Annotated in this window: 22 protein-coding genes; 10 read left to right on the forward strand and 12 right to left on the reverse strand. The window is 71.1% G+C overall.

The genetic code is table 11. From position 1 onward, the window contains the following. Positions 1-100: 100 nt before the first annotated feature. The 7 genes from AB8735_RS00085 to AB8735_RS00115 form a co-directional block, all read right to left on the reverse strand. The gene (locus tag AB8735_RS00085; RefSeq protein ID WP_372404134.1) at positions 101-610 is read right to left on the reverse strand and encodes a hypothetical protein; all 510 of its coding nucleotides are present in this window, start codon (positions 608-610) and stop codon (positions 101-103) included. A 389-nt stretch (positions 611-999) separates the two neighbouring features. Beyond that, complete coding sequence (locus tag AB8735_RS00090; protein ID WP_372404136.1) at positions 1,000-2,022, reverse strand: ankyrin repeat domain-containing protein; 1,023 nt, start codon at positions 2,020-2,022, stop codon at positions 1,000-1,002. A 384-nt stretch (positions 2,023-2,406) separates the two neighbouring features. Beyond that, positions 2,407-2,988: a TetR family transcriptional regulator gene (locus AB8735_RS00095; RefSeq protein WP_372404138.1), complete on the reverse strand. Its 582-nt coding sequence runs from the start codon at positions 2,986-2,988 to the stop codon at positions 2,407-2,409. Then, positions 2,985-4,448 carry an MFS transporter gene (locus AB8735_RS00100; protein ID WP_372404139.1) on the reverse strand — a complete coding sequence of 488 codons (1,464 nt, stop codon included), beginning with the start codon at positions 4,446-4,448 and terminating at the stop codon, positions 2,985-2,987. Before AB8735_RS00100 ends, AB8735_RS00095 begins: the two co-directional genes overlap by 4 nt. Before the next feature lie 577 nt (positions 4,449-5,025). Continuing rightward, positions 5,026-5,496 (reverse strand): SRPBCC domain-containing protein, encoded by a 471-nt coding sequence (locus AB8735_RS00105; protein WP_372404141.1) that lies wholly within the window; start codon positions 5,494-5,496, stop codon positions 5,026-5,028. Further along, positions 5,493-5,834 carry a metalloregulator ArsR/SmtB family transcription factor gene (locus AB8735_RS00110; RefSeq protein ID WP_344021348.1) on the reverse strand — a complete coding sequence of 114 codons (342 nt, stop codon included), beginning with the start codon at positions 5,832-5,834 and terminating at the stop codon, positions 5,493-5,495. The genes AB8735_RS00105 and AB8735_RS00110 overlap by 4 nt, the downstream gene beginning before the upstream one ends. Positions 5,835-5,839: 5 nt before the next feature. After that, the gene (locus AB8735_RS00115; protein ID WP_372404143.1) at positions 5,840-6,214 is read right to left on the reverse strand and encodes a VOC family protein; all 375 of its coding nucleotides are present in this window, start codon (positions 6,212-6,214) and stop codon (positions 5,840-5,842) included. A 257-nt stretch (positions 6,215-6,471) separates the two neighbouring features. Between AB8735_RS00115 and AB8735_RS00120 the strand changes: the two genes are divergently transcribed. Further along, positions 6,472-8,001, forward strand: a complete 1,530-nt coding sequence (locus AB8735_RS00120) for an alkaline phosphatase family protein (protein WP_372404145.1) — start codon at positions 6,472-6,474, stop codon at positions 7,999-8,001. A gap of 8 nt (positions 8,002-8,009) precedes the next feature. On the opposite strand, the gene AB8735_RS00125 is transcribed toward AB8735_RS00120, so the two are convergent. After that, a complete protein-coding gene (locus AB8735_RS00125) occupies positions 8,010-9,383 on the reverse strand; it encodes a lipase family protein (RefSeq protein WP_372404147.1) in 1,374 nt (457 codons plus the stop codon). Positions 9,384-9,661: 278 nt separating this feature from the next. Between AB8735_RS00125 and AB8735_RS00130 the strand changes: the two genes are divergently transcribed. From AB8735_RS00130 to AB8735_RS00140, 3 genes are all read left to right on the forward strand, one after another. After that, complete coding sequence (locus AB8735_RS00130) at positions 9,662-10,237, forward strand: TetR/AcrR family transcriptional regulator (protein ID WP_372404149.1); 576 nt, start codon at positions 9,662-9,664, stop codon at positions 10,235-10,237. A 63-nt stretch (positions 10,238-10,300) separates the two neighbouring features. Beyond that, positions 10,301-11,920 carry an AMP-binding protein gene (locus tag AB8735_RS00135; RefSeq protein ID WP_372404150.1) on the forward strand — a complete coding sequence of 540 codons (1,620 nt, stop codon included), beginning with the start codon at positions 10,301-10,303 and terminating at the stop codon, positions 11,918-11,920. A 44-nt stretch (positions 11,921-11,964) separates the two neighbouring features. Next, a complete protein-coding gene (locus tag AB8735_RS00140; RefSeq protein ID WP_372404152.1) occupies positions 11,965-13,128 on the forward strand; it encodes an MBL fold metallo-hydrolase in 1,164 nt (387 codons plus the stop codon). Positions 13,129-13,138: 10 nt separating this feature from the next. Here AB8735_RS00140 and AB8735_RS00145 read toward each other — a convergent pair whose 3' ends face one another. Then, on the reverse strand, positions 13,139-14,497 hold the full coding sequence (locus tag AB8735_RS00145) for a cytochrome P450 (protein WP_372404154.1): 1,359 nt from the start codon (positions 14,495-14,497) through the stop codon (positions 13,139-13,141). Positions 14,498-14,951: 454 nt separating this feature from the next. Here AB8735_RS00145 and AB8735_RS00150 point away from each other — a divergent pair, with 454 nt between their 5' ends. Both AB8735_RS00150 and AB8735_RS00155 read left to right on the forward strand, forming a co-directional pair. After that, a complete protein-coding gene (locus AB8735_RS00150) occupies positions 14,952-15,791 on the forward strand; it encodes an IS5 family transposase (protein WP_372404156.1) in 840 nt (279 codons plus the stop codon). A gap of 281 nt (positions 15,792-16,072) precedes the next feature. Next, positions 16,073-16,942 carry an IS5 family transposase gene (locus AB8735_RS00155; protein WP_372404158.1) on the forward strand — a complete coding sequence of 290 codons (870 nt, stop codon included), beginning with the start codon at positions 16,073-16,075 and terminating at the stop codon, positions 16,940-16,942. A gap of 291 nt (positions 16,943-17,233) precedes the next feature. Here AB8735_RS00155 and AB8735_RS00160 read toward each other — a convergent pair whose 3' ends face one another. Continuing rightward, on the reverse strand, positions 17,234-18,124 hold the full coding sequence (locus tag AB8735_RS00160) for a polysaccharide deacetylase family protein (RefSeq protein ID WP_344021363.1): 891 nt from the start codon (positions 18,122-18,124) through the stop codon (positions 17,234-17,236). 107 nt (positions 18,125-18,231) lie between these two features. On the opposite strand from AB8735_RS00160, the gene AB8735_RS00165 reads away from it, so the two are divergent. Further along, a complete protein-coding gene (locus AB8735_RS00165) occupies positions 18,232-18,612 on the forward strand; it encodes a MerR family transcriptional regulator (protein ID WP_344021365.1) in 381 nt (126 codons plus the stop codon). Positions 18,613-19,106: 494 nt separating this feature from the next. Here AB8735_RS00165 and AB8735_RS00170 read toward each other — a convergent pair whose 3' ends face one another. Further along, positions 19,107-19,520: an organic hydroperoxide resistance protein gene (locus tag AB8735_RS00170; protein WP_344021367.1), complete on the reverse strand. Its 414-nt coding sequence runs from the start codon at positions 19,518-19,520 to the stop codon at positions 19,107-19,109. A gap of 126 nt (positions 19,521-19,646) precedes the next feature. On the opposite strand from AB8735_RS00170, the gene AB8735_RS00175 reads away from it, so the two are divergent. Next, positions 19,647-20,147 (forward strand): MarR family winged helix-turn-helix transcriptional regulator, encoded by a 501-nt coding sequence (locus AB8735_RS00175; RefSeq protein WP_372404161.1) that lies wholly within the window; start codon positions 19,647-19,649, stop codon positions 20,145-20,147. Positions 20,148-20,229: 82 nt separating this feature from the next. After that, positions 20,230-21,144, forward strand: a complete 915-nt coding sequence (locus AB8735_RS00180) for an alpha/beta hydrolase (RefSeq protein ID WP_344021371.1) — start codon at positions 20,230-20,232, stop codon at positions 21,142-21,144. Between the two features lie 22 nt (positions 21,145-21,166). On the opposite strand, the gene AB8735_RS00185 is transcribed toward AB8735_RS00180, so the two are convergent. Next, the gene (locus tag AB8735_RS00185) at positions 21,167-22,216 is read right to left on the reverse strand and encodes a methyltransferase (RefSeq protein ID WP_372404163.1); all 1,050 of its coding nucleotides are present in this window, start codon (positions 22,214-22,216) and stop codon (positions 21,167-21,169) included. Positions 22,217-22,360: 144 nt separating this feature from the next. Here AB8735_RS00185 and AB8735_RS00190 point away from each other — a divergent pair, with 144 nt between their 5' ends. Further along, on the forward strand, positions 22,361-22,555 hold the full coding sequence (locus AB8735_RS00190; RefSeq protein WP_372404165.1) for a DUF1003 domain-containing protein: 195 nt from the start codon (positions 22,361-22,363) through the stop codon (positions 22,553-22,555). Positions 22,556-22,619: the final 64 nt, after the last annotated feature.

Raw genomic sequence — 22,619 nt, forward strand, 5'->3', positions numbered from 1 at the left:
CTGGTTGGGGCAGTCCGGGACGATCCCCGGGGTCAGGAAGCGCCGGCGCCGGCCTCGACACCGACCACCGACAGGCCGACGTGATCCGCCATCCGTCGGGTCAGGCCCACCCAGCGGCCTTGAGAACGGCGGAGGCAACGGCCGGGAGCGGGACACGGGTGGTGTCGATGCTGAAGTCGGCGATGCCGGCCCGGTCGAGGACCTGTTGGAGCCGGCCGGCCCGCTCCAGATGCCAGGGCAGGGAGCCGGGGTCGTTGTCGGCTTCGTGGCGGCGCCTGAGCCGCCCGTGCACGACAGGGAGGTCCGCCGTCAAGCGGCACACGGTGAGCGGCATGCCGACGGCAGCCCGGAAGCCGTCGCGGTCGGCCGCGTTCTCAGCCACCCCCGCCAGGATGAACCGCCGCGCACCGGCGTCGAGGTAGTTGGTGGTCAGAGCGCGCAGATTGCGCAGCAGCAGGCCGGAGTTGAACGGGTCGTCCTCAGGGGCGGGCCACGACTGGCAGAGGCGGTCCAGGTCCATCACCGCGTGCGGCACGCCTGCGTCAGCGAGAAGATCTCCCAGCAGATCGGCGGCAGAGGTCTTGCCGACACCGACGGTGCCAGTGATCAACAGCGCGCACGGCTCCGCCCCGTTCGCATGGTCGTGGTGGTCCACTACTGCTCGCTCTGCGTCTTACGTCCTTGGCCGATCTGCGCATTATGGCCGGAGCCATGGATACGAGCACCAGGTTTTTCCCTTGTCCGGGAAGACAACGACCAGCATCACGGCCGAGCGTGATGCAGCCGGGCCGCCCGCCCGCAGCCGTACCCAGACCGAACCGGGCGATCGACCACACCAGTTCCGTCCGTCTGTACCGAAACACGGTGGATATCACCAACAAGGCAGGGGCACTGGCAGCGGCCGGATCAGACGGTCTGGAGGGCGACGCTGTGGTTGCCCGCCGGGCCTCCGGGTATCGGGGCGGCCATGTTGTATCGAGCCTGGCCCGGATGGGGGTGCTATGCGTCGACCAAGGCGCTGTCCTCGGATATCTCGATCCATCGGTCGGGCGGTCCGGTGATCGGGCGGGCGTCGGGGACGGTGATGCCGGCTTGGTGGCAGGCGTAGGCCAGCTCGTTGTTGTTCCAGCGCCGTGCCGGTCTGTCCCAGAGCCAGAAGCGGTGAGTCCAGTGGCCTGCGGGGACGTCCGCGTCGAGCGGCGGCAGACCGATCTCCTCGCCGTGCAGGGGGACTCCGTTCTCGGCGAGCGTGCCGAAGACACCGCCCTTGGGGTTGAAGTAGAGGCCGTAGGCCCGCCCGCCACCGTCGGTCAGGGCGGCCAGCCAAGTGTCGGTGTACAGCCCGTAGTAGGTCGGCTGGAGCAGCGCGCAGCCGCCCGGTACAGCGGTCGCTGCGACGAATCGGGAGCTGTGGTCCCAGTCGTCGTACGGGTCGTACGCGGTGGGGCCCGGGTCGTCCGGGTCGGCGCCGAGCCGGACCATGGCCTCGGGGAGGGTGACGCCGGAGAGGAACGCGGCGGAGATGCCCTCGGTGTACAGGTCGTCGCCGAAAGCGGCGGCCTGTCCGTCGGCCGCCGCGAACGCGGCCCGTTCCGCCTCGGTGAGCCGGGCGTGCTCGGGGGTACCGGCGGCGAACAGCGGCGCGAGCCGGGTGGTCAACGCGAGGCGGCCGGGTGACCAGCGCCCCATACGGGGCGTCCAGGCGTCCGCCCCGGCCGCGAGGAGTTCGACGACGTTCGCCTCCGCCCCATGACACACGGCCTTCCACAGGGCCGTCTCACCCCACTCGTCGGGCCGGTCGACATCAGCGACCCGTCGTGCCAATTCGCGCACCGACTCGGGGCTTCCGTTCTCCGCGGCCCGGTGCAGGAGCCCCACCCATTGAGCACCGGGATCGGTTCCGGCGTCCGGGTCGTCCCGCCCGTCCGCGTCCTGCGGATCCCCTCTCTCGTCGGGGACCGCGGTCGCGGGCGGCTCAGCACCGGAGGGAGCGGGATGACGAGACTGCGAAGAGGTGTCCATGCAAGGGATCCTGGCACCCACCACTGACATCCCGTTCTCCCGGCGCCGCCCCGGCGGCCGCGCCCGACCACAGCCACACCGTCCACACCGGCCCGCCGCGCCCTCGCCGCGGCTGAGCGTGCTGTAGCCGTCCCCAGACCGAACCGTGTGATCGACGAGCTGACAGAGCGTTCGGTGGCGGGGGTGGCGGACACGGCGGGATTCCTTTCGGTGGTTCCGGCGGACGGTACCGGCACACCGGTCCTGCCGTCGGCCGCCGCGGCGAAGAGGTTCAACCGCACCGGCCCGCCGCGCAGTTCGCACCATGCCTGTCCGTACTCCGCCGCGGCATGGCGGCAACATCCCGGTGGAGCTCGTCGTCGAGTGACGCCGCCGGGAGGGGCCTCAGTTGCCGTCGTCCCCCGCGGACGGTGATGCGAGCAAGTCGTGGACGAGGTGCAGCAGTTCGTCGGGGTCGGCGTCGGCGAGTTCGGCCAGTGCCCCGGTGGAACGGGCGAGCAGGATACCGGTGAGGGCTGCGACGGCCAGTTCGGCCCGCAGGCGCGGGCGGGAGCGGCCCTCGGCGGTGAAGCGGTCGTGGAGCGGGCCCACCAGCCGGGCGTCCAGCTGTGTGCGCGCGGCGTCCTGGATGTCCGGGTCGGTGTGGGGTACGACGGCGGTCCGCAGGACGGGGCCCAGTTCTCCCCGGTCCGCCCGGGCCAGCAGCGCGCGCAGGCGCCCGTCGCTCAACAGGTCGGCGGGCACGGCCTCCTCGGACCACGTCCGCAGGACGGCGAGGTAGAGCTGCGTCTTGCCGCCGAAGTAGCGTGCGATGAGCGCCGCGTCCACGCCGGCCCGTTCGCCGATGTCCCGGGTGGTGGTGCGGTCGAAGCCCTTCTCGGTGAACAGTTCGCCGGCCGCCGCGAGCAGGAGCTCGCGGCTGCGGGCCGAGTCGTACGGGCGCCGGGCGGAACGCGGACCGGTCATCGGGCCCGCTGCTCCGCGGCCGCCCCCGTACCGTCCTCCACGACCATCGTCCGCTCCTCCTCGTTCGCCCGCCGCCTTCCGGGCAGGGCGGCGGACAGGACAATAGCGGCCGCCCACACCGCGCACCCCAGCAGGGCGCCCGACCGGTAGCCCCCGACGGCCGGCAGGACCTGCCCGGCCGCGGTGTGGGCCTGCAGGACGGTGGCGCTCAGGGCGCTGCCCACCGCGTAACCGACGCAGCGCAGCAGCTGGTTGAAGCTGATGGCGCTGCCCGTCTCGTGCGCCGGGACGGCCTCGACGATCAGGGACGGCATCACCGAGAAGGTCACCCCGATGCCCAGGCCGGAGAGGCCCATGGCCAGGAACAGGCCCCACAGACCGTTCTGGAACAGGGCGAAGCCCACCATCGACAGCAGCGAGACCGCACACCCCACGGCCATCACCAGCCGTACAGGCAGTCGGCGGACGAGGACCGGTACCAGTCTGCTCGCCGCGAGACCGGTGGCCGAGAACGGCACCAGGATCAGGCCGGTGACGGCCACGGAGGCGCCGAAGCCGTAACCCGCCGTGACCGGGGTCTGCGCGAAGCGCGTCACCATCGACATCAGCAGATACATCCCGACCCCGGCCACCAGGATGACCAGGTCCGCCGTGAGCACCGAGCGGTGCCGGAGCAGCCGCAGGTCCACGAGCGGGTGTGCGGTCCGCAGCTCGTGCGCCGCCCACCAGGCCAGCAGTGCCAGTGCCCCGCCCAGCAGACCGAGCGTCCGCGGCGAGTCCCAGCCCCATCGGCCGCCCTCGCCCAGCACCAGCAGCAGTCCTGTGACCGCGGCGCCCAGCAGCAGCGCTCCGGGCACGTCCAAGGGCCTGCGCGGGAGACGTGCACTGGACGGAAGGACGGCGAAGGCCACCAGGAGGGACAGCGCGCTGATGCCCGCGCCGAACCAGAAGGCCGCGCGGATGCCGGCGCTCTGGGCGATCAGTCCGGTGAGCGGATATCCCAGGCCCACGCCGGCTGCCGTGGTGATCGACAGCAGGGCGAGCGTCGTCCGTGACCGGGCTTCCGGCAGGGCGTCGCGGGCGGTGGCGATGGCCAGCGGCACGAGCCCCGCCGACACGCCCTGCAGGGCCCGCCCCGCGACCAGCCAGCCGAAGCCGAGCGGCAGCGCCGACAGCACGCCCCCGGCCAGGACCAGGGCCATGGAGCCCAGCGTCACGGCCCGCCGGTACGGCCCGTCGCCGAGCCGCCCCATGACGGGCGTGGCGACCGCCCCCGCGAGGAGCGTGACGGTGAGGGTCCACTGGGCGTCGGCGAGCGGCACGCCGTAGACGGCGGCGATGTCGGGGACGAGGGGCGCGCCGAGGCTGCTGATCACGGCGAGCGCCATGCCGAAGAAGACCAAGGACGGCGCGAGCAGGCCCTGCCGTCGCGGAGGACCGGATATCTCCACGCTCACCATGGCATTCCCCTTCACCCGATATTGTCATCGCCTGATGTCATTCCATGATGACATCGAGGAGAGAAGGTGTCGACCGGCCGGTCGGACGATGTTCCGGAGAACCGACGGGTAACCGGCGGCCGAGGCCCGGGGACGACGGCAGGGGACGCCGCCGGGCTCGGGCGGGGTGCGGCGGAACGCGGCGAGTTCGTCGGGAAAGGTGAGGGCCCGGGCACGCCGGGTCTTGATCACGCCGACGGATTCGCGACGCGCCCGTCACGGCGGTGGCCGACGAACTGCGCGGCGAGAGCGTCGAAGCTTTCGTGGTGCTCACCTCGGGCGGCCGGCCCGGTGACGGGGCGCACCGACCCTCCGGCTCCGTCCGTCGCCGAGCCGAGGTTGTTGACGACGACCTGAGCTCCGCGCCGGCCGACTCCAAAGCATCCTGCCGGTTCGCCCCGGAGTGCCCGATGATCAGCCGCTCGGGTCCGCGGACGTTCACATGGGACCTGTACTCGACGCCGATCAGGCGTGGTTGTTTGACCCGCTCCGCGAACGCCCGCAGCAGAAGGGCCGCTCCAAGCATGCGGCCTGGAGGCTACAGATGACCGACCACGTTCTGGAGCGCGTCCATGATGTGCGTGCGCCAGCCGCTGCCCATGATCTTGCGGGCCATCATCTGGGCCGGGTCGTCCGGGTCGAATCCTTCGTGGACGAGGAAGAGGCGGGTGCCGCGCCCCTCCGGCTCCAGGGTCCAGGTGATCGTCCAGTCGGCGGCGTCGGCGGCGGAGGCGTCCGCCCAGCGGAGGCTGAGCATCCGCCCGGGCTCGAACGCGAGGACTTCGGCCTCCACGGTGCCGGAGAAGTTGGTGTTGGGGCGGGGAAAGGAGGTCATCGTGTAGCGGTGGCCGATCTCGAGGCGGAAGTCCGCGGGCATCAGCCACTGGGCGATCAGTTCGGGCTCGGTGAGGGCGCGCCAGACCTTGGCCGGCGGGTGGGCGAGGAACTGGTCGACCCGGACGGTCGTGAGGTCGTCCGGATCTTCGGGGCTGTCGAATGCGGAGGTCATGTCTCATCGTCCGGGATGCGGTCGAGCAGTTCGCCCAGGCCCTTGAGCCTGTCGCGCCAGAACCGCTCGTACGGATGGAGCCACTCCTGCACCTCGGCCAGGGGGGCGGCTTCCAGCTGGTAGATCCGCTGCCGCCCGGACCGTGTCTCCGACACCAGCCCGGCCTCCCGTAGCACTTTGAGGTGCTCCGAGAGGCTGGGGCGGCGCATGGCGAAGTGGTCGGCGAGCGCCTGGACGGGCTGCGGGCCGCGTTCGCGCAGCAGCCGCAGCACTTCGCGGCGGGTGCCGTTGGCAAGCGCGGCGAACACGCGGTCCTCGTCGGCACCCGTCGTGACCATGGCGTCTAGAAGCCTTCCTTCTCCGTGAGCAGCATCAGGCCGTTGCCGTCGGGGTCCCGGAAGCCGGCCATCCGCCCCCAGGGGGCGTCCTCCGGGCCGTTCACGTCCACACCTGCCGCGGCGAGCTTCGCGCAGTCGGCGTCGACATCGGCCGTGACCAACATGATCCCCTGCGCGGAGCCGGGCACGAAATCGCCCATCCCCGGGCCGGAGAGCGTGAAGACGGTCCGGGCGCCCTCGGGGGCGACCTGCAGCCAGCGTGCGGGCCCGACCTGGCGGTCCGCCCGCACTTCGAATCCGAGCACGTCGGTGTAGAAGGCGAGCGCCCGGTCCTGGTCGGCGACGGGAAGGGTGACGAAGGAGGTGTGGGTGATGTTCATGCCCTCCACGATAGGTAGGGTTTTCCCTACCCGTCAAACGTAGGGAATCTCCTACGTGTTTTTCTGTCACCCGCCGGCGATGGCGCATCGGGCGGCCTCGCCGATGTCCGCAACGGGCAGCGAAGAGTTCACCGCACGTTCCTGGCGCCCCACGGAACAGCACGGAAAGGTAACGGGTATGGACCAGCGCTCCCCCGGGCCGACCGGGGCATCGGCGCTGTCCCCACACCGACGAAGATCTCCGACGGAGGAGTTCCATGCCGATGCCGGGCATATCCCGCCGCACCCTGCTCACCGCCGGCGCCGCCACGGCCGCGGTCGCCGTCGGCGGAACGCTCACCGCCCCCGCCGCCCGTGCCGCCGCCCCCACGCTCCCCAACGGCATCAGCAAGGACAAAGTGCTGGTCGTCGGCATGGACGGGCTGCGTCACGACCGGATCGGCGCGGCGAAGGCCCCCGCCCTCAAGTCCCTGATGGCGAACGGCACATACGGCACCTCGCTGCTGTACGCGAACCCGATGGCCGCGACCTCCTCCGGCCCCGGCTGGTCGACCGTCAGCACGGGCGTGTGGCCGGACAAGCACGGCGTGAAGGACAACACCTTCGCAGGCAAGAACTACGCCAGATATCCCGGTTTCCTCGCCCGGTTGAAGCAGGTCCGTCCCGGGCTCTCCCTCTTCGCCGCCGTCGACTGGCCCGAGCTGGACACCCACGGCACGGTCACACCGGGCGCCGACGCCAAGCTCGTCCACAACAACGACTACGCCGTCAACGACAAGTTGATCACCGAGCAGACCGAGGACGTCCTGCGCAACCAGAACCCCGACGCCCTGTTCGTGTACTTCGGCGAGACCGACGAGATCGGCCACAACAACGGCGCGGCCAGCCGGAAGTACCTCGACGCCATCGACGTCCAGGACGGCTACCTCGGGCGCCTCCTCGCCGCGATCAAGGCCCGTCCCACGTACGGCACCGAGCGCTGGACCGTCATCGTCACCACCGACCATGGCCACACCGACGGCGGCGGCCACGGCGGCTCCTCCATCGAGGAGCGACGCACGTTCGTCCTCGCCCAGGGTCCCGGCATCGCGGCTGGCCTCCGCCCGGTCGACACCAGGCCGGTCGACGTCGCCGCCACCGTCTTCCACCAGCTCGGCATCGCCCCCGACGCGTCCTGGGGCCTGGACGGCAGGCCGATCCAGCAGCGCTCCACCGACCCGTTCGACTCGCTCCGGTCCTCCCTCTCGCCACGGGTGGACGAGACCGGCATCCCCGCGGACGTCCTCGGCTTCACCCACACCGCACCGAGCGGCTGGTCGGTCGTCAACGACTCCATGGGCACCGGCGGCGTGACCGAATGGCGCGGCTGGTCCTTCACCACCGACGAGTTCTGGTCCCGCACCCAGCCCGACCAGTACCGCGAGCTGAACGTCCGCGCACGGGGCGTCTTCGCGGTGGCCGACTCCGACGAGTGGGCGGACAAGTCCTTCTCCGGCAGGTACGACTCGACCCTGGTCACCCCGGCGTACGACGTCGGCGGCAGGGCGGCGGTGACGCTCGCCTTCACCACCCTCTACCGTCACGAGGGCGGCCAGACCGCCGAGATCCTGGCCTCCTTCGACGGCGGCACCCCGGCGGTCGCCATGTCGTACACCTCCGACGTGATCTCCCAGCCCCAGTCGGTCACGGTGGATGTCCCCGCCGGAGCCTCGTCCGTGAACTTCCGTTTCCGCTATACCGGTTCCAACGACTGGTACTGGGTGATCGACGGGGTCGAGATCCGGTAACCGATGATTCAGCGGGCGGCCGTGCGGGTGCGGCCGGAACTCACCGCCGGCTTCTCGGGCTTCAGCGAGTTGCCCGCGGGGATCCTGCCGCAGTCGGACGGAGGGGTCCTGCCCGCGAACCGGTCGTCGAGCCAGCCCAGCGCGGCGGGCGCCCAGGGCACGGCACTGCCGAAGTGGCCGAGCAGGTCGTACTGGCGGTACTTGATCGACTTGTTGCCGTTGTCGCAGTACTGCCGGGCCAGCGACCGCACGTCCCCGGAGACCATGACCCCGTCGCCGGTCCCGATGCCCGGGAGATTGCCGAAGGTTCCCTCCTCCACGCCGCCGTTGCCCTGCGCGATGAACCCGGGGACGGTCGGAGTCGCGGCCGAACCGAGGTTGAGCCTGTTCACGGCCTTGAGGAACTCGGGCACGGAGTTCGGGTCGGCGTACTGCGGCTTCGCCATCTTCTTCCACGTCAGGCCCGGGTACCGGCCCAGGACATCGACGATCGAGGCGTGTTCGAGCTTCTTGTACATCTCCAGGCCGTAGCTGCTCATGTACGGCTTCAGGTCGATGTCGTAGGCGCGGGAGACCCCGATGAGCGCCATGGGCATGACGCCGGCCCATACGAGGCTGCCGCCGATGTACTTGAGGTTGTGCGCGGGGTCGACGAACAGCCCTCCCTCGGCGAAGCCCACCAGTCTGCGGTCGACTTCCGGCGCGTAGCTCGGCGCGAGCGCGGCCGCCCAGTGGGTGGCGATGGCACCACCCGAGTAGCCGATCAGGCCGAACCGGGTGCCGGCGTCCATGCCGGTCTCCGGGGATCTGCTGACGGCCCGGATCGAGTCCAGCGTGGTGGTTCCGTACTCCGGGCCGGCCGCGAAATCGGCGTTCTGCCCCTCGGTGTCCGGGATGACGACGTCGTAGCCCCGCAGCAGAAGCGGCACCAGGACGAAGGACTCGCCGCTGGGGATGAGACCGCCGAGGCCGGCGTCACCCGCGATCGCGCGGGACGGACCGTCCGCCGCGCTGAGGGAGTCGTAGGCGGACTGGTACGACACCGCCTTGCGGCCGTCGCCGCCCGGGCTGCGCACCACCGAGGTCACGCCGGCGGACGGGCGGCCCTGGGCATCGGTGGTGCGGTAGAGCAGTTGGATCGCCTTGACCGGCGTCGGGATGCCTGCGATGTGGTACCGCAGCGTCCGCGTCTTCAGCACGGTGCCGGGTGCGAACGAGGACAAGGGTCTGCCACCGTCGTACATGTAGAACGGGTCGTTCTTCGCGGCCGACGCGGAAGCGGACGGGGACGGGGCGGCTGCGGCGGTGGTCGCCGGAGCGGCGGTGACGGCCAGTGCCGTGATGGCTGCGGTTGCCAGTTGCCGTATGGCGGTTCTGTGCATGACTCCCCCGGCTCGCGAAATGGGTCACAGGGATGGCTGATGCGCGCGTTACCACGGGTACCGGTGAGGAAAGTTACCAAACGGTAAGTCTGTTGCACAGGCATGCGGCAGGACTTCTCACGGCGCTGTCGGCAGCCCCTGCAGCGGACCTCGCCTTCGCCGCGCTTCGAGGACGGCACAAGCTCCTTGCCCGCCCGGCGACTTCATGGAGAACGAACCGGATTGCCTAATGGCATTAGGCATGTACATAATCCAGTTAGATCGAGTGAGGGGGAGTCATGACACGCGTGCGTGCAGGCCTGACCACGGAACGGGTCGTGCAGGCGGGGGCGGAACTGGCCGACGAGCTCGGCTTCGAGCGGGTGACCCCGACGGAGCTCGCCCGGCGGTGCGGCGTCAGGACCGCAAGCCTGTACGCACACGTCAAGAGCCTCCAGGACCTCAAGACCCGTATCGCCCTGCTCGCCCTGGAAGAACTCGCCGACGCGGCCGCCGCCGCCCTCGCCGGGCGGGCCGGCAGGGACGCCCTGGCCGCCTTCGCCGACGTCTGCCGCGACTACGCCCGGCAGCACCCCGGCCGTTACGCCGCCACCCAGTTCCGGCTCGATCCGGACACGGCGGCCGACAGCGCCGCCGTCAGGCACTCCCTGATGCTGCGGGCGATCCTGCGCGGCTACGACCTGGCCGAGCCCGACCGGACGCACGCCGTCCGCCTCCTGGGCAGCGTCATCCACGGCTACGTCAGCCTGGAGACGGCCGGCAGCTTCAGCCATAGCGCCCCCTCGACCCAGGACACCTGGGTCTGGACGCTCGACCGTCTCGATGCCCTGCTGCGGAACCGGCCCGCGCCCTGACCCGGTACCGCGCCGCGGAACATGAAGCCATGCAGCGCCTATACACACCCGAAGGAATCCGACATGTCCGTTGCCGCCCCGCCCTTCCGTACCTTCGTGGACGACATTCTGGATTCGCTCGGGGCCGTCCCTTCACGAGAGGCCCTGGTCCACCGGGAGCGGCGCATCACCGCCGGTGAATTCCGCGACCTGGTCCACCGGTTGGCGCACGCGCTGCGTGCCCGGGGCCTGGAGCGCGGACAGACCGTCACGCTGCTCAGCGGCAACCTTCCCGAGGCCCTGGCCGTCCGTTACGCCGCCAACCTGCTCGGCTGCCGGGTCACCCATCTCTACGGCGGGCTCTCCGCCGGCACCCAGGCCGCCATCGTCCGCGATGTGGAGACCCGGGCGCTGGTCGTGGACCCCTCGTACGCCGCGCGGGCCGCCGAGGTCGCCGGCCTGGCCCCGGTCCCGTACGTCCTGACCCTCGGCGTCAGTTCGATCGGCGTCGACCTGCTGGAGTCGGCCGCGGCCCTGCCCGCCGAGCCGATATCGGGGCTGGCCCGCCCCGAGGACATCTGCTCCATCCGCCACACCGGCGGCACCACCGGCCACCCCAAGGGCATCTGCACCAGCTTCGAGAGAGCCGGCAGGCTGCGGCCCGAGCCCGGCGGGGAAGAGGCCGGCCGGCCCCGGCAGTTGGTGGCGACCACCCTCGCGCACGCCGCCGGGCTGATCGCCGACCATCTGCTGGCCGAGGGCGGCACCGTGGTGCTCCTGGAGGACTTCGACCCCGGCCGGGTGCTCGCCGCGATCGAACGCGAGCGCATCACCCACCTCTACCTGCTGCCACCGCTGCTGTACCGGATCGTCGACCACCCGGACGCGGACCGCACCGACACCTCCAGCCTGCGCCAGGTGATCTACGGCGGCTGCCGGGCGTCCCCGGCCCGCATCGCCGACGCCATACGCCGCTTCGGGCCCGTCCTCCTGCAGGGCTACGGCCAGACCGAGTCCGGCAGCATCAGCGTCCTCGGGCCCGAGGACCACGACCCGGCCCGCCCCTGGCTGCTGCGCTCCGCGGGCAGGGTGCTGAACGGGGTCGACGTCGCCATCCGCGACGCGCACGGCAACGACCTGCCGCACGGCGAACACGGCGAGATCTGCGTCCGCTCCGCCATGATCATGCAGGGCTACTGGAAGCAGCCCGAGTTGACCGCCGAGGTACTGCGCGACGGCTGGCTGCACACCGGCGACATCGGATTCCTCGACGCCGAGGGCTACTTGACCATCGTCGACCGGATCAAGGACATGATCGTCGTGGTCGGCGGCCACGTCTACACCACCGAGCTCGAGGACCTGCTCAACTCCCACCCCCAGGTGCTGCACAGCGCCGTCTTCGGTGTGCGCGACGGCGACGGCACGGAACACGTGCACGCGGCTGTGGTACGGGCCCCGGGAGCCGGGGTGGACGCCGCCGGGCTGCGGGCCATGGTCCGTGAACGACGCGGCGCGATGTACGAACCGGCACATATCACCTTCGTCGACCAACTGCCGCTGACGGACGCGGGCAAGCCGGACAAGAAGCTGCTGCGGTCGCGCGCCGCGCAGGCCGACCGAGGCGGCGAACCGCTCTCCACCGGACTGCCGTTCGGCGATAGCGTGATCACTTCGGCGCCCGGGTGCGGCCGGCCCCGGCCCTGATCCCGGATGCGCCGAGCAGCGTCGTCGACGGAGAGGAATGCGCAATGTGCGGAACATGTGAGGGCATCGAGCCCCATGCCGGGACCGCGTCCGAGGCCCGTCCGGCGGGCGTGCCGGGGGTGGGGCGCCGCCGGTTGCTGGCGGCCGGTGGCGCGGGGCTGGCGTTAGGACTGGCCGGCGGGGCCTTCGGGGCACCGGCCGCTGCGGCCGCAACGTCCCCCGGCGGCAAGGCCGGTGACGCCCGGCTCGAACTCGTCCTGCTGGGCACCCAGGCCGGGCCGCCCCCGCTGGCCGACCGGGCCGGGATCTCCACCGCTCTGATCGTGGACGGGCGGATATATCTCGTCGACTGCGGGCGCGCGTCGGTGACCCAGTTCGTCAAGGCGGGGCTGGCGTTCGACAAGGTCCGGGCGATCTTCCTCACCCACCTGCACATCGACCATGTCGCCGACTACTACAACTACTTCGTCCTCGGCGGCAACGACCCCCACGGGCCGCTGGGCGCCTCGGGGCCGGTCGGGGTGTACGGGCCGGGGCCGGCGGGCGGGCTGCCGCCCGTCTTCGGCGGCGGTTCCGCGCCGGTGATCTCTCCCTCCGACCCCACCCCGGGCACCCGCGCGATGACCGAGAACTGCCACCGTGCCTACGCCTATTCCAGCAACGTCTTCCTCCGTGACGCCGGCTCCCCCGACGTCACGACGCTGATGGACGTCCACGAGATCGGCATCCCCGCCTCCGTCGGCGCCAGTTACACCCGCACGGCACCGACGATGCGGCCGTTCACGGTGATGAGCGACGACAAGGTACGGGTCTCCGCGGTCCTGGTGCCGCACGGCCCGGTGTTCCCCTCGTTCGCCTTCCGCTTCGACACCGAGTACGGCTCGGTCACCTTCTCCGGCGACACCACCTACACCGACAACCTCCCCGCTCTCGCCCAGGACACCGACGTACTCGTCCACGAGGCGATCAACGTCCAGGACGCGCCCCTGCCGCCCGCCCTGCGCGACCACCTGCTCCAGTCCCATGTCGAGGTGCAGAAGGTCGGCCCCGTCGCCCAGCGCTCCGGTGCGAAGAAGCTGGTGCTCAGTCACCTCGCCGACCTCGCCCACCCGCAGCTGGACCCCCGCCGGTGGGAGGCGTGGGCGAAGGACGGCTACCGGGGTCCGGTCGTCGTCGGGGAGGACCTGCAGCGCATCGTCCTGCGATAGGCCCCCGGCCTCATCGATCGGCCCGATGCGGCCGGCGTCGGCGCAGCCGGACCCGTCCGCCCCGCGTGGGGACGAGGATCACCGCCATGAGCCGCGTCGACTCCGGCGGTCCGGCCTCTTCCGGGACGGCCGCGGCGAGGGTTTCCCTCAGGACGGTCTCGACTTCGAGCTGGGCCAGCGATACCCCGATGCAGCGCCGCACGCCGCCGCCGAACGGCGTCAGCGAGTAGGGCACCGCGTCGTCCGCGCCCAGGTGGCGTTCGGGCCGGAACGCGTCGGGCCGGGGCCACAGTTCGGGGTCGTGGTGGGTGAGCGGGAACAGCGCCGCGACGAACGCGTGCCCCGGCACGGGGTGGCCGCCGAGCTCCGTGTCGTACGCCGCGGTGCGCAGGGAGCCGTAGACGGCGGGGCGCAGTCGGCCGGATTCCTTGATGACCGCTTTGAGCAGCCGGTCCGATCCCGCGTCGAGGTCGGCGATGAGGTCGTCGCGGACGGTGGGATGGTGGGCGAGCAGGTGCAGCGTCCAGGCGATCGAGGCCGCCGTGGTCTCGTGGCCGGCCAGGACGAGGCCCATCAGCTCGTCCAGGACCTGTTCGTCGCTCAGTCCGACGCCGTGCTCGTCGCGGGCGTCGAGCAGCATGGACAGCACGTCGTCGCGCTCGGCGCGGTCGGGGGCCGCCCTGCGGGCGACGATCTCCTCGAGGATCAGGTCCCGGGCGGCCGCGCGGCGCCGGTGGAAACGGCCGCCGGGTGAGAAGGGCCCGAAATCGCGCCGCAGCGGCCTCGGCAGGAACAGCACGGGGAAGTTCCCCATGCCGACGAACGCGTTCAGCGCCTGGCGGAACTCGGCGGTCCGGGCGGGGTCCGTCAGGCCGAGGACGACCCGCAGGATGACGTCGAGGGTGAGCCGCTGCGCCCACGGGCGTACCGGTTTGGGGCCGTCGGCCAGCAGATCGGGCAGCTCGGCGCGCACGAGTTCCCGTACTCCCTGCGTCCAGCGCGTGACCTGCCGGCCGTGGAAGGGGGGCAGCAGGAGCTTGCGGTGGCGCAGGTGCACGGGAGGGGGCGTGCAGATCAGCGATCCGGCGCCGACCACGGCCGCCAGTCCGGCGGAGGCGTCGCCACCGGGGAACCGCTCGTGGTCGGTCAGCACCTCCCGGTTCGTCGCCGCGTCGGTCGCGCAGACGAGGGCGCTGCGATAGGGGAACATGCGCAGCGAGAAGACCGGGCCGAACCTCCGGCGCAAGGAGTGGCCGTAGCCCTGGGGATCCAGGAGGTTCCGTGCCGTCTGCACGGCCCGCGGCGTGCGGTAGGCCGGTGGGAAGAGCCGGGGGTTCCATGGGGGCTCCCGGGTGAACGCATCGCTCATGGCCGGCGGTACTCCTCACAACGGGTGGACGGGAAAGGGCGGCCGGGCGTCCTCGGCGGAGGTGGTCATCAGGGTGTGCGCGGCGGGGGTTGCGTCCGTTTCTTCCCGGGTCATGCTGATGCTCCCCACAACCGAGGTCACCTCCCAGCATGCCCCGGAATGTCATGCTCAGGGGAAAAGACCACTCTTGTGGGTGGCAATGGCGACGAATCCGGACTTGACGCCCTTTCAGAGGGCGTTTACCTAGTTCTGTTCCGATAAATGGCCTTTGCCGCTGCCCTAGTTTGCTTGGCTTCGCGAGGTATGCAGACTTCGTGCCCCGTCGCTGCTCGGGACCTGTCGTCCGTTTCGCTCGCTTCTGACGCCGGGAGTCCGTCTGGTTTCAAGATCAGGGAGAATCGCCGAACATGCAGCGGAACGACACCGTCCGTCTCGACCATGATCACGCTACGGCGTGAGCCAGCGGAAGCCGTACCCCAGCGACCTGTCCGACGCCCGATGGGCCTTGATCGAGCCGACGTTGACGGCCTGGCGGAAAGCCCGGCTCGACCGTCGCCCCACCGGAAAGCCGGCCACGGTCGAACTCCGCGATGTGTTCAACGCGATTCTCTATCTGAACCGCACGGGAATCCCCTGGAAGTACCTCCCGCACGACTTCCCCGGACACGGCACCGTCTACTTCTACTACGCGGCCTGGCGCGACGAGGGAATCTTCGCCCAACTCAACTACGACCTCACGGGATTGGCCCGCGTAAAGGAAGGCCGCAAGCCCGAACCCACCGCCTCCGTCATCGACACCCAGAGCGTGAAGACCTCCACCAACGTGCCCGTGACCAGCCAGGGAACCGATGCCGCCAAGAAGATCGTAGGCCGCAAGCGCGGCATCCTGACCGACACGCTCGGCCTCATCCTCGCCGTGACCGTCACGGCCGCCGGCCTCCACGAGAACGCCCTGGGAATACGCCTCCTCGACCAAGCGAAGGAAACGTATCCGACCATCTCCAAGAGCTGGGTCGACACCGGCTTCAAGAACGCCGTCGTCGAGCACGGGGCGAAGCTCGGAATCGACGTCGAAGTCGTCAACAGGAACCCCGGAGTTCGCGGATTTCATGTCGTGAAAAGGCGCTGGGTGGTGGAACGGAGTATCGGGTGGATCATGATGCACCGACGCCTCGCCCGCGACTACGAGACTCTTACCGCCAGCTCCGAGGCCATGATCCAGGTCGCGTCCATCGACAACCTCGCCAAGCGCATAACGGACGAGACCACACCAACCTGGCGAGGAACCTACTAGGGCATAAGCGGCAATCCGCCTAGATTAAACGCCCTCTCAGTGGAGGTTTCATCCTGGAATCCCCCGTGGCAGACCGATTCTGAAGAGCGGTCAGTGAGGCACGTGTGGTTTTCGTTCCTGTTGGTGCACCACGGCATCGGACTTGCGGCGCGTTATGCGCTTTGGGTTCCGACATCAGCCTTGGAGTCTGTCTCATTCAAGGATGCCCGGTCTCACCCAGGAATCGGCGAGTGGACCTCCGGGCCCTGGCGGTGGGTTCCCCAACGCGGTACGCCAAGAGTATGGGCGAACGCCGAGCGTATGGCAGCGATCTGTCCGATGACCGATGGGCCCTGGTGGAGCCGGTGTTGAGCGAGTGGCGTGCCAAGCGCCGCCAGGCCGGCATCCCCGGTGGGCGGCCACCGAAGTACGCGCTGCGGGACCTGCTGGATGCGATCTTGTACGTGGACCGCACCGGCATCCCCTGGCGCTACCTGCCCCACGACTTCCCGCCGTGGGAGACCACCTACCACTACTTCGCGTACTGGCGTGACGAGGGAGTCTTCGAGAAGCTGAACGGGCTGCTGCGGCACCGGCTGCGTGAGCAGGCCGGACGGGACGCCGAGCCGAGCGCGGGGATCATCGACGCGCAGAGCGTGAAGACCGCCCACACCGTCCCGTCCGCCACACAGGGCACGGACGCCGCGAAGAAGATCGTCGGCCGCAAGCGCAGCATCCTGACCGACACGCTCGGCCTGCTGCTGTTCGTGCTGGTCACTGCCGCCAGCGTGCAGGACTCCACCGCCGGCACACCCTTGATCAGGCAGGCCTCCCGGGCACACCGGCGGCTGCGGAAGATCTGGGTCGACGGCGGCTACCGCCAGCACCTCGTCGAGAGCGCCGCCCGGCTGGGCATCGACCTGGAAATCGTCCAACGCAAGCCCGGGACCAGGGGATTCGCTCCGATTCCACACCGCTGGCCAGTAGAGCGGACCTTCGGTTGGATCATGATGCACCGCCGTCTGGCCCGCGACTACGAGACGCTGACCGCCAGCTCTGAAGCCATGATCTACCTTGCAATGATCGACACCATGGCCCGCCGGATCACCGGAGAAACCACCCAAACCTGGCGCACCTCAACGCCCGAGGATGAGACACCACGCCCAGGATGAAACCTCCACTCAGTGCCGTCACCACGGACCTCTCCCGTCACCGGTGGCCGCGACGGCACGCGGGGCCTCCGGCGCCCTCGCGGTGCCACGACCGGCTCCTGTGTGATGTCACGGCGCCGGGCGCGACGCCTTCAACAGGCAGGCGCTTAAGGCACGTTGGGCGCATTCCCGAGGCCCTGTCCCGCACGTCGGGCCGTTGGCGCGGGCATGGCGCAGGGCGGGGGCGACGCCGTGCGGGGCGGGGGCGCCCCGACGGGTTCCGTCAACCCCCAAGGCGCTCCCGCAGCACCGTCAGCCCTTCCGCCGGCCGTTCCCCGGGCCCGGGTCGGTGGTCCGGGCGTAGTGGTCGGCGATCTCGTCACTGGTCGTCAGCCACACCCCGGGGTGGTTCGCGACGTACTCCAGCGCCTGGTCCAGGTACTTGGCCCGGAAGGGCTGGCCGGTGACGAACGGGTGCAGGGCCAGTGCCATCACCCGGCCGCTGTCCGCGGAGTCGTCGTAGAGCTGGTCCAGTTGGTCCTTGACGACCTGGACGAAGTCCGGGCCGGTCATGCCCTTGCTGACGAAGAGGCCGATGTCGTTGAGCTCCACGGAGTACGGCACGCTGAGCATTCCGGGGACGTTCAGCCGGTACGGCTGGTCGTCGTTGGTCCAGTCCAGCACATAGTCCAGGCCGAGTTCGGCCAGCAGTTCCGGGGTGTGGAAGGTCTCGGTGAGCGCCGGGCCCATCCAGCCGCGGGGGCGCTGTCCGGTGCTCTTCTCGATGGTGCCGATCACCTCGGTCAGATAGGCGCGTTCCTCCTCGGGGGTCATGTCGGCCTGGAAGGTGGAGTTGTCCTTGCCGTGGGCGAGCCACGCCCAGTTGCGGGCCCGTCCCGCTTCGATGATCCGGGGGTAGCGTTCGCCGACGTCGGAGTTGAGCAGGACGCTCGCGCGGATCCCGTGCCGGTCGAGGCTGTCGATCGTCCGCCAGATGCCCACCCGGGGCCCGTAGTCGCGCCAGCCGTAGTTCAGCGGGTCCGGCGTCAGGTCCGCGGTGCCCTGGAAGGTACTGGTCGAGGGGCGGTCGATCCGGTAGTGCTCGATGTTGAGCCCTACATAGAAGGCGACCCGGGCACCACCGGGCCAGTGGAGGGGCTCGCGCTCGACGATCGCGCTGTAGTCGTAGAGCCGGTTGTCCATCAGTGCTCACCTCGGGGTCCGTTGTGGATCTTGGCTTCCTTCGGGATATACGCTCGGACCTTCACATCGATGTGAAGGTCAATGAAGTCCGCTGTGAGGTGGGGCACATGCGTATCGGAGAGCTGTCGGAGCGCACGGGCACGTCCCGTCGGCTGTTGCGCTACTACGAGGAACAGGGGCTGATCGTCGCCGACCGCCTCCCGAACGGCTACCGCGACTACGACGAACGGTATGTGGACCGGGTCAGACAGATCCGGGGGCTGCTCGACGCCGGCCTGCCGACCCGGATCATCAAGCAGGTCCTCCCGTGCCTCGACAAACCCCGCACCATCTACTTCTCCGATGCCACACCGGAGATACTGGCCACGCTGGAACACGAACGGGACGGCATGACCGAACGCATTCAGTTCCTGACCCGCAACCGGGACGCCATAGCCGACTATCTCGACGCGGTGCGCGGCGGCGACCGCCGCGACGTCCCGGCCTGATCGTCGGTCCCGCGACCTGTGGCCCCGCACCGGCCGGTTCCGCTCGCCACCGGACCCGAACGGGCGGATTCCACAGGGGACTTCGGAAGTCGAGTGACTCCCGCCCGGCCCGCTCGCTGTGCCCTTGTCGCGCAACCGGCGGAGGATGCCGGATCGGGGGCGGGCCCGCGCCGTCCGTCCCCGACATCGCGCTGTTCGCCCTGTCCGAGCTGCTGCCCGTGGGCGTCGTCCTCGCCCCGACCGCCTTCGCGTGGCCGCGCTACGGGGCGGCCCGGCTCGTGCCGGCCGCCCGGGGCCGGCTGCCCCTGCGCCTCCAGGCGTTCCTGGCCGACGCCCACCGTCTGGGCATCCTCCGTCGGGTGGGCCCCGTCTACGGGTGGGCCCCGTCTACCAGTTCCGGCACGCGAGCCTGCAGTACCGGCCGGCGGCCCTGGCCGACGTGCCGCGCCGGCGCGTCCGTCCCGAGGCGCAGCGGATCCCGTACCGGCCGGGCGTCACTCGACGACGAGCTCCACCGGGATGTTGCCGCGGGTCGCGTTGGAGTACGGGCAGACCTGGTGCGCCTGCTCGACCAGCTTGCGGCCCGTCTCCGGGTCGAGGCCGTCGGGGAGTTCCACGCGCAGGACGACCGCCAGGCCGAAGCCCTCGCCCTCCTTGCCGATGGCGACCTCGGCGGTCACCGCCGCGTCCGCGAGGTCGGTCTTCGCCTGCCGGCCGACGAGGCCGAGCGCACTGGCGAAGCAGGCGGCGTACCCGGCGGCGAACAGCTGCTCCGGGTTCGTCCCCCGCCCGTCGCCGCCCAGCTCCGCCGGCAGGGCGAGCTGGACGTCGAGGCGGCCGTCGGTGCTGACGGCGCGGCCCTCGCGGCCGTGGGTCGCGGTGGCGACGGCGGTGTAGATCGCATCCATGGGAACCATCCCTCTCCTGTGCCGTGCGCTGCACGGGCGGCCGCTGCGGCCGCCGCACGGACAAGAACAGTAGAGCACGCAATTAAATTGTGCGCAATCTATTGGGGTCCGAGATATCGTGGGGCCATGACGAAGCCGCCGACCAGCACGCCGGACGCCGGATCCGCCGAGGACTTCCTCCGCCTCGACCGGCAGCTGTGCTTCTCCCTGAACGCCGCGTCCCGCGCCTTCGGCGCCGTCTACCGCAACCTCCTCAAGGACCTCGGGCTGACCTATCCGCAGTACCTGGTCATGCTGGCGCTGTGGGAGCACGGCGAGCTGCCGGTGAAGCGGCTGGGCGAGCTGCTGCGGCTGGACTCCGGGACGCTCTCCCCCCTCCTCAAGCGCCTGGAGTCGGCCGGGCTGGTGCGGCGGGAGCGCAGCGTCCACGACGAGCGGTCCGTGCTGATCGGCCTCACCCCGGCCGGCACGGAGCTGCGCGGGCGGGCCGCGCTCGTGCCGCGCCGGATCGCGGCCGCCACCGGATTCGACCTGGACGAGGCCGCGCGGCTCCGCGCGCTCCTGGACCGGCTCACCCTCGCGCTCGACGGCGCGGCCCTCGACGGCGCGCCGTCGCCCTGCGACTGACGCCCGCCCCGGCCGCCGTACCGCGGGAAGCCGGGCCGGGAGGAGGTTCATTCCTCCTCGGCAGTGGGAAGACCGTGAGAACGTGAGCGAAGAACTGGCCCTGGACGTCGGCCCGTCGGGCATCGTGATGGCCTACGAACGATTCGGCGACCCCGCCGCGCCGCCGGTGCTGCTGGTGATGGGCGCGGGAGCCCAGATGATCTACTGGCCGGACGGTTTCTGTGCGGAACTCGTCCGCCACGGACTGCAGGTGATCCGGTTCGACAGCCGCGACTGCGGCCGGTCGACGCACTTCCACGACGCGCCCGTACCCGACCTCGCGGCGGCGCTGGCCGGTGACGTCTCGTCCGCGTCCTACACGCTGTCGGACATGGCCGCCGACGCGGTCGGCCTGCTCGACGCCCTCGGTCTGGGCGGCGCCCACGTCGTGGGCGGGTCCCTGGGCGGCATGGTCGCCCAGACGATGGCGGTCGAACATCCCTCGCGGGTCCGGTCGTTGACGTCGATGATGTCCAGCACCGGCGAACCCGGTGCCGGACGGCCCGACTTCGCGGCGCTGGCGGGCTGCGGCACGCCTCCGGACGGCCGCCGGGAGTACGTCGACTGGGAGGTCCGGGCCGCGCGGGTCGTCGGGTCCCCGCGGTTCGCCTTCGACGAGGCCGAGGCGGCCGGGCGGGCCGGGCTCGCCCACGACCGGGGCCTCGACCCCCTGGGGACGGCCCGCCAGTGCCTCGCGGCCCTGGCCTCCGGGGACCGCACGGCGCTGCTGCGGTCGCTCTCCGTCCCCGCCCTCGTCGTCCACGGCACGGACGACGTCCTGTGCGACGTCAGCGGCGGGCGGGCCACGGCGGCGGCCGTTCCGGGCGCGGAGCTGATGATCGTCGACGGCATGGGCCACGACCTGCCCCGCGAGCTGTGGCCGGGGATCGCGGGCCGGATCGCCGCGCTCGTGCGGCGCGCGGAGGGGGCCCCGGCCCCGGGCGGGCGGCAGGGCTGACGGTGCCGTGCCCGCCCGTTCGTCAGTCCGTCGCCTCCTGCGGCACCGCCTCGACGATGTCGAGCACGGTGGGCGTGGGGACGATCCGGGCCAGGCGCAGGCCCGCCGCCCCGAACAGGGCGCGGAAGTCCGCCTCGGTGCGCTCCCGGCCCACCAGGGAGGCCATCATCAGCAGGTCCAGGGCCTTGGCCTGGTGCGGGTCGCTGTCCTCGGGGACGACGGCGTCGACGACGAGGATCCGGCCTCCGGGGGCCAGCGCGCGGCGGCAGTTGCGCAGGAGCGTGACGCACTGGTCGTCCCGCCAGTCGTGCAGGATCCGCTTGAGCAGGTGGACGTCCCCGGGCGGGACCTCGGTGAAGAAGTCGCCCTCGGCGACGCTCCACCGGCCGGTGAGGGCCTCGTCCCGCGCCAGCCGGTGGCCGGCCAGGACGTGGGGCGCGTCGTACAGCACGCCGTGCAGGCCCGGCCGGTGGCGCAGCACCTCGGCGAGGAAGCCGCCGTGGCCGCCTCCGACGTCGACGACCGTGCCCTTCTCCGGGAAGTCCCCGGCCGCGGCGATCGGCTGGTTCTCCGCGTCGGACATGGCGGCCATGCCGTCGTGGAAGACGGCGGCGGTGGCCGCGTCCCGGGCGAAGTGCTCGAAGAACGGCCGGCCGAAGACGTCCTCGAAGGCGGAGGTCCCGTCGGTGAGGCAGCGGTGCATCTCGCCCGCCGGCAGCCAGAAGGTCCGGTCGGTGATCATCAGAATGGCGGCGCGGGCCGAGGCGGGGGCGTCCGAGCGGAGGGCGTCGCCGGCGGGCGTCAGCCCGAAGCGTCCGCCGGCCTCCTGGCTGACCACCCCACGGGTGGCCAGCAGCCGCAGGACCCGGTGCAGGCTCGGCCCGTCCGTCCCGGTCGCGGCGGCGAGTTCGGCCGGGGTGCGGGCGCCGTCGGCGAGATGGTCCGCGACACCGGCGGCCGCCGCGGCGCGCAGCGCGGCGGGGAACAGGAAGCCGAGGGCCTCGTCGATGAGGAAGGCCGCGGAGGTGCGGTCCGCGGGCGAAGGGGCGGGCCGGGGTGCGTCAACTCCCATGATGACTCCAGGTGTTCACTTATGTCGGCAATTGACCGGGAGATCGCAGCGTAGCCACCGCCGGACCCGTGGGAGAAGACCGCCTGCCGCCGGACGGGCACGGCGGCGGTCGTCTCCTGGGTCGCCCAGACCCTCCTCCAGCTGGTGCTGCTCCCGGTCATCATGGTGGGCCAGAACGTGCAGGCCGCGGCATCGGACGAGCGGGCGCGGGCGACGTACGACGACGCGAGCGCCACCCTGCACGAGGTGGCGCAGTTGCGGCGGCATCTCGCGGCGCAGGACGCGGTGTTGCGCGCGATGGCGGAGCGGCTGGGGCTGGAGGACGTTCCGCGCGCATGACCGTGTGACGACGGGTGCCGGCGGGGTAGGGATGCCCGGGCCGTGTCCGGAGCGGTCCTGTCCA

It is taken from the genome of Streptomyces luteireticuli (assembly GCF_041519305.1).
In the GTDB taxonomy this organism is placed as follows: domain Bacteria; phylum Actinomycetota; class Actinomycetes; order Streptomycetales; family Streptomycetaceae; genus Streptomyces; species Streptomyces luteireticuli.